The organism is Trichococcus sp. (assembly GCF_049589555.1).
Classification (GTDB): Bacteria; Bacillota; Bacilli; order Lactobacillales; family Aerococcaceae; genus Trichococcus.
On the sequence record NZ_JBAWAZ010000198.1, the window covers coordinates 1 to 7,859 of the forward strand.

Annotated in this window: 5 protein-coding genes and 1 tRNA gene; all 6 read right to left on the reverse strand. The window is 42.9% G+C overall.

From position 1 onward, the window contains the following. On the reverse strand, window positions 1-967 hold a 967-nt coding region (locus WBV27_RS07610), incomplete at its 3' end, for a sigma 54-interacting transcriptional regulator (protein ID WP_424200860.1). Between the two features lie 361 nt (window positions 968-1,328). Next, window positions 1,329-1,401 (reverse strand) — tRNA-Lys (locus tag WBV27_RS07615). Window positions 1,402-1,535: 134 nt separating this feature from the next. Next, the gene (locus tag WBV27_RS07620) at window positions 1,536-2,831 is read right to left on the reverse strand and encodes an adenylosuccinate synthase (RefSeq protein ID WP_106450507.1); all 1,296 of its coding nucleotides are present in this window, start codon (window positions 2,829-2,831) and stop codon (window positions 1,536-1,538) included. Between the two features lie 119 nt (window positions 2,832-2,950). Then, window positions 2,951-4,318: a replicative DNA helicase gene (gene dnaB, locus WBV27_RS07625; RefSeq protein ID WP_424200863.1), complete on the reverse strand. Its 1,368-nt coding sequence runs from the start codon at window positions 4,316-4,318 to the stop codon at window positions 2,951-2,953. 280 nt (window positions 4,319-4,598) lie between these two features. Beyond that, a complete protein-coding gene (rplI, locus tag WBV27_RS07630; RefSeq protein WP_272161959.1) occupies window positions 4,599-5,048 on the reverse strand; it encodes a 50S ribosomal protein L9 in 450 nt (149 codons plus the stop codon). A gap of 3 nt (window positions 5,049-5,051) precedes the next feature. Continuing rightward, entirely contained in the window at window positions 5,052-7,070 is a 2,019-nt protein-coding gene (locus tag WBV27_RS07635) for a DHH family phosphoesterase (protein ID WP_086628722.1), read from the reverse strand. Between the last annotated feature and the right edge of the window lie 789 nt (window positions 7,071-7,859).

A 7,859-nucleotide genomic window follows, 5' to 3' on the forward strand; every position in this document is an offset into this window, starting at 1 on the left:
AGCTTTTCGCGAAAGCGATCCGGATATCCGCTTTGAATTGCCCGATGTTCAATTCGCATTTGTAATGCAGAAAAGCTTTCAGCGCATTCTTGCTGAAATACATCGGCACTCCCAACTGATCGACTTCCTGCTGGACGAAGGCATCGAACAGCTGATGGCGTTCCTCGATCGACCTTTCCCTCAAACTAGGCAGATCGATGATGATCGGCAGTCTGCGGATGAATGTTTTCAGAAGTGTGTCCTTCTTCTCCGTCGTAGCACCGATGATCAGGACATTGGCATGGTGATCCTTTTCGGATTCGCCGAGCGGCCGGAAAACACCGCGGTCGATGTAGGTGAACAGCATCTCCTGGCCTTCAATCGGCAAGCGATGGATTTCATCCAAAAAAAGGATGCCTCCGTTCGCTTTCTCGAGAAGCCCCGTCTTATTTGTTTCCGCACCCGTATATGCCCCTTTTGCATGACCAAAAAGCTGGCTCATCAACAGCTGCGGGTTGTGGGCATAATCGGCGCAATTGAACTGGATGAAGGGAGAAGAATCCGCCAACTTCCCCGATTGGATGCCGTATTTGTGCAGCAAATCGGCAAACAAAGACTTGCCGACGCCGGTTTCGCCCAGCAACAGCATGTGCATGCCGTCCCCTGGATACAGGATGGCAGCCTTCCCTTGCTCGATCTGATGGAAAAGGCTGGGATTCTTCTTCAGGAAATTATCCATGTCCACGATTTTAGGCGTTTCCTTTGGTGCCGCAGCCTGTTGGGGCACCTTGCGTACGCACGGGAAAAAACGTACCGGTCTGGTTTTTTCTTTGTAGCAGCGTTTTTCCTTATACAACTGATTCAGATCACGCGAAATATTGCTTCTGTCGCTTTTCAATCTATAGGCGATTTCCTCGGCCGTTATGCCCTGCTTCTTCTCCTCGTAAAGCATGCCCAATGCCTCTAGCACTTTTTCAATCCTCTGCAAAAATCATCACCCCTTGGCAAACGTTTACATTCTAATAACAATCGTACCATACTTTAATCATGTAAGAATATAAAAATATTAGATTGTAGTTATTATTTGCAGTGCCTGCTGAAAAATTTAAAAACAAAGAATACGGTTATTGCTTTGCATGAATTCCAAGTAAACTAGTAGACAGCGAGAAGATGATATATAATAGGCTTTATGCTGAGTATGCTGGCGCGATCAATATCATGACCACGCTGGTATGTATTGTAACCATGCCCATCTTTGTCATCCTGTATTATTTATAAAACAAAAAAATCCTGGGAAACAGTGAAGAAAATTACTTCAATGTTTCCCAGGATTTTTGTTTAAAGAATTATGGGTAATGAGGGGTTTGAACCCCCGACCCGCTGATTAAGAGTCAGCTGCTCTACCAACTGAGCTAATTACCCATATCACGTGCTGATCACGTAACAATTGTTATTTTACTCTCTTTTCCAATAAAATGCAATAACTTCACGAAAAAAAGAGTCCACATCCGGATAGTATCTCCGGATGCGGACTCTTTATTGTATTCATTACTGTCTTAGATGCTTGCCCAAACGTTTTCCAATACGTTCGTTTGGTTGCGGTCAGGTCCCACTGAGAAAGTAGAAATGCGAACGCCAACTGTTTCTTGAACGCGACGGACATAGTTGCGTGCATTTTCAGGAAGTTCTTCCAATGTGCGGCAACCAGTGATGTCTTCGCTCCAGCCTGGCAACTCTTCATAGACAGGCGTACATTGAGCCAATTCCTTCAAGCTTGCTGGATAATGGTAAATCAATTCGCCTTCAGCATTTTTGTAGGCAGTACAAATTTTGACTGTTTCCAAACCACTCAAAACATCGATGGAGTTCAAGCATAGGTTAGTGATGCCTGAAACGCGTTTTGAATGACGCATAACAACTGCATCAAACCAGCCAATACGACGCGGTCTGCCTGTCGTTGTTCCGTATTCACGGCCAACTTCGCGGATTTGGCTTCCTACTTCATCGAATAACTCAGTAGGGAACGGGCCATCGCCGACACGGGAAGTGTAAGCCTTGCAGACACCGACAACTTTATCGATCTTGGTAGGGCCCACACCGCTACCGATGGTTACCCCACCAGCAACCGGGTTGGAAGAAGTAACGAATGGATAAGTACCTTGGTCGATATCCAACATAACCCCTTGAGCGCCTTCGAATAGGACGCGTTTGCCTGCATCCAATACATCGTTCAAGATAACGGATGTGTCGGTTACATATTTTTTGAGTTCTTGACCATATTGGTAATACTCTTCAAAAATATCTTCGAATTTGATTTCTACAGAATCGAACATTTTTGTGAACTGGCGATTCTTTTCTTCCAAGTTGATTTTCAGGCGCTCTTCAAAGATCTCTTTGTCCAACAAATCAGCTACACGGATACCGACACGCGCTGCTTTATCCATGTAAGCTGGCCCGATACCTTTGATGGTCGTACCGATTTTATTTTCGCCTTTTGAATCTTCCTGAAGCTGATCCAATTGAATATGATAAGGCAAAATGACGTGGGCACGGTCGGAAATACGCAGGTTATCCGTGTTGATGCCGTGATCTTTCAAATATGCCAATTCTTTGATCAATGATTTCGGATTCACTACTACGCCGTTTCCGATCACACTGATTTTTTCTGGATAAAAAATGCCGGATGGAATTAAGTGCAATTTGTATGTAACGCCATCAAACTGGATTGTGTGGCCAGCATTGTCTCCGCCTTGATATCTAGCGATTACTTCTGCATTCTCACTAAGGAAATCTGTAATCTTCCCTTTACCTTCGTCTCCCCATTGAGTCCCAACAACTACTACTGAAGTCATTATTTACTCCACCTCATCTTATTTATTCATAACACTATGCTAGTTTACCAATATTACCTATGTCTTTCAATAAAGAATCAAATAAAAGCGCTCATTTCTGAACAATTTGTCCAATATCATCAACTAATTTCCGGCATATAGCTCATCGAAGAAAATTTGTTGAATTCCTTTTTGAACAGGAGCTTTACGGTTCCCCGCGCCCCGCTCCGGTTTTTTTCGATGATGACTTCAACGACATTGTTCTCCTGCTCATCCCGTTCCGAATCTTCGCCGCCTTCACGTTCGTAATAATCGTCACGGTACAGGAAAGCAACAATATCAGCATCCTGCTCGATCGATCCCGATTCACGGATATCGCTCAATACCGGACGTTTGTCTTGCCTTTGTTCCACGCCACGAGACAATTGGGAAAGGGCGATGACCGGTACTTTCAGTTCCTTCGCCAATTTCTTCAATTGACGCGAAATATCAGAAACTTCCTGTTGACGGCTCTCGCGGTTATTCCCTTCAATCAGCTGCAGATAGTCGATCACGATGAGGCCCAGTTTCCCCTGTTCCTGCAGCAAACGACGGCTTTTTGCCCTGATTTCCGCGATCCGGATCCCCGGCGTATCATCTATGAAGATTTTTGACTGCCCAAGCGTCCCCATCGCCATGATCAGGTTGGACCACTCATCTTCAGAAAGCTGCCCTGTCCTCAAGTGGCCGGCATCGATGTTCCCTTCCGCACACAGCATCCGGTTGACCAATGACTCCGCCCCCATTTCCAAGCTGAAGATGGCGACTACCTGATCCGCTTTGGTTGCGACATTCTGCGCGATGTTCAGCGCAAAAGCGGTCTTACCTACGGCCGGACGCGCTGCCAGGATGATCAGCTCTTCTTTCTGGAGGCCCGCCGTCATTTTGTCCAAAGCGATATAGCCTGTCGGCACCCCAGTGACGTCATCGCTTCGTTGAGCCAATGATTCGATATTCTGCAGCGATGCCGAAACGACATCGGATATGCGGATGAAGCCGGATCGGTTTCTCCGTTCGGATACCTGAAGGATGTTCTGTTCGGCGCTGTCCAGCATGACGGCGAGTTCATCACCTTCTTCATAGCCTTTGCGGACGATTTCTGTAGCCGATCGGATCAAATTGCGCAAGATCGATTTCTCTTCCACTATCTTGGCGTAATATTCCACGTTGGCTGAAGTGGGTACCGCAACCGCCAATTCGGCTAAGTACTCCATGCCGCCAGCATTTTCAAGCTGATTCTTCGTATCCAACTCATTCGAGATGGTGACGACGTCTATCGCTTCATTCCGATTGTTCAATTGCAAAATCGCATCAAAAATAATCTGATGATTTTTTCGGTAAAAATCAGATGATTCAAGGTATTCCAGAACATTCACAACCGTTTCGGGATCCAAAAAAATGGAGCCCAGAACGGATTGCTCTGCTTCTATACTATGAGGGGGTATGCGATCTTGAAGTGTATCTTCCATTTTATATTTTCACCCTTTAGGTTTTTTCATTCGGACGAGGAAATCATTCCTGGCTACCTCGTCTTTTGCTTCCTTATTGTATCCTAAATCAGCCACATTTACAATTCAGAAACACGAACATTAGTTCCCTTTTGTTAAAAATTCTGCTGGGACTGTCCGCCTTAATAAGGCTGTCAGATTTATTTTCTTCTATATTATAGGGGCTGCCTCAGTGATCCTCAAAAGCAAACGAAAAGACAGAGATCGGTATCCCTGTCTTTCGTTTGTATTTGGAAAATTATTACCCTTCCGTCACTTGCACTGTCAACATCGCTGTCACTTCCGGATGAATTTTTACGGGCATTTTTGTGAAACCCAATGCGCGGATAGGATTTTCTAATTCAATTTTTCGTTTATCCAATTTAACATTATGTTGCTTTTGCAGTGCTTCAGCAACCTGTTTCGTTGTTATGGAACCGAACAAACGACCATCTTCGCCAATTTTTGCGGACAATTTGATGATTGATTCATCATTCTCCAGCAGTGCTTTCAATTCTTGGGCTGCTGCCAACTCCTCAGCCTGCTTCTTCTCTTCAGCCTTCTTTTGGCCTTTCAATGCGGAAATAGTACCGGCGTTCGCTTCTTCAGCCTTGCGGTTTTTGATCAGGAAATTAGCGTAGCCATCCGCAACATCTTTGACTTCCCCTTTTTTACCTTTACCTTTAACGTCTTCTAAAAAAACAACTTTCATTTATTATTCCCCTTCCTTGATTTTTTCTGGATTTATGACTGCTTTCAGTTTCTCAACGACTTCATGGACTGTCGTATTCTCAATCTGAGTGGCTGCATTGGATAAATGTCCACCGCCACCTAATTTTTCCATGACTGTCTGCACATTGTATTGACCCAGACTTCTGGCGCTGATTCCGACTCTGCCGTCTTGGCGTTTTGTGACGACAAATGAAGCATCTACCGCTTCCATCGACAACATCGTATCGGCTGTTTGAGCAGCGACGACCGTGTCATAGATTTTTTCATCTTCCCCATGGACGATCGCCAGGTTACCATTCACAAATTCCATTGTCTGCAACAAATGACTTCGCAACAGATAAGTATCCAAGTCCTCTTTCAGTGATTTCTGGATCAGTACGGTATCGGCTCCATTAGATTGCAGATAACTGGCAGCATCAAAAGTCCTTGATCCGGTTCTCAAACTGAAGTTGCGGGTATCGACGATAATCCCCGCCAACATAGCAGTTGCTTCTATCTTATTGATGGCATCCATCTCATTGGATTGATATTCGAACAATTCAGCGATCAATTCCGATGTGGAGGACGCATAAGGTTCCATATAAACCAAAACAGAATCTTTCGGAAATTCTTGTCCGCGTCTGTGATGATCCAAAACAACTATTTTTTTGGACAGATTCAACAGCCCAGGTGCCGGCGTCATGGATGGGCGATGGACATCAACCATCACGATCAGCGTCTGTGGCGTCACCAATGCCATTGCTTGTTCAGGCGAAATGATCCGCTTCGCAATCAAAGGATCTTTGTCTATCTCCTGCATGATCCGGTTCACATCATTGGAAAATTGTTGCGGATCCAATACTATCCAGGCTTCCCGATTGTTCATCTGAGAAATGCGGCGGATTCCTAAACAGGAACCGATAACGTCCATATCCGGATAACTATGACCCATGATGATCACTTTATCGGCATGGATAATAAGCTCTTCCAAAGCCTGGCTGATCATTCTCGCACGGATACGGGTCCGTTTTTCCATTGGGTTAGTTTTACCACCATAGAAACGGGCATCTTCATTTTCGGCCCGCACAACAACCTGATCGCCACCTCTTGCCAAGGCTAAATCAATATTCGACTGCGCCATTTTAGCAACTTCTTTAAAATTGGTTTGCTCAAAAGTTTTCTCATATGAGAAACCCATGCTCAATGTCAACGGAAAATTTTGCTTGTAGGTTCTTTCCCTTATTTGATTTATGATATCAAAATTATTTTCTTCGATTTTCTTTAATGCACGCATATTGGTCAATGCTATAAAGCGGTCATCATCTACTCGTTTCAGAAAGACATTATTCATGTTTGCCCAATTTGTGAGTTGATTCGTCAGATAGTTGTTTACATTCGATCGCTTACGATCGTTCATGGATTGAACAGCCTCATCATAATTGTCGACAATGATATTCCCAAAAACAAATTTTTCGTCTTTGTACTTCTCTTCAATTTTGGCATATTCTGTTATATCCATCAAATAAATGACGCCAATATCCTCTTGAATGATCATATCAAAATAATGATCTCCCCATTTCACACGGCGTATCACATAATCCTGCGATTCTTTAAAAAGCTGATATAATTCTTCATCCACCACTTTCAGCTTTCTGCCCAGTGTATCTTTCTTGCCAAAATACTTTATTAAATATGGGTTCATCCATTGGATTTCTTCTTGCTTATTATATAGAAGTATCCCAATAGGCATTTTAATTAAAGCCTCTTGTTCACCTTTTTTGATTCGATAAGATAAGTCAGATATGTATTGATTTGTTTCATCAATCAAATACTCCGAAGAATAACTGATGAACCCAACAATTCCAACGCATAAGAGCGTAATTCCAATTCCGATTTTCCAATCTGCAATGAACGTCAAAACAACGATCACCAGCAATAAGAACACGATAATCAGGAAAGGAACCTTAATCTTGTCAGCCTTTATGAAGTGAGGAAGATTCTTTAACTTTTCCTTTATTTTCATGATAGCTCCTTTACTGAACCTACATTTTGCACTCGTACATTTTAACATATTCAGATAATAATAGCTATAATGCCCTTTCTGACGGGATTAGTTGACATCTCAACGCCAAATTGATTGTTTCACGTGAAACATTTTCCCTGGATAAAGTTCGTATTCCGGATAGCGGACTTTCTGAGCATACCCGGTCATCGTAATGTTTTCGGCGTTTAAAAATATAATTTCCTCAAAATAAATATGTGCTCTAGAATGGATGGTGCAAACGTTCCCGCCCGTCTAGTCTTCATACACCATCTGCCCGATTGGGTTATAGTGCTGTATTTTTCCTGGATATTTTTTCAAAGCATAACTGCACTTTTGGTGAGTAAATTATCCGCAAACGGATTTGGCCGCCGTGAAAATCTATCTCTCAAAATAGTACCCATTCTCGAGCCAAATGTAATTATTATTATAGTTCTCACTTAGTTGCAATTCCCTGTACTATCCTTCAATAGTTCCACGTGGAACATTTATTGATTACCCCTTCAATTTATCTTCAACCCCTGTGTATATTCTGTTTTTCTTAACCTATGTTCCACGTGGAACTTTATTTGTTCTATTATGGTCTTTTCGATTTGATCCCTTCCGTTACTATTTTTTTCAGCTTAAACTCGCTTTCTTTTAATCTATTATTCCAACAACCTTTTTTACGGATAACGATTTTTCTGATGACTTCTATTACTATTTCACTAATAATTTGAATAATCTAGCTATACGATGTTCTCCTATTTTTTCATGAAATCTGCAGAATCC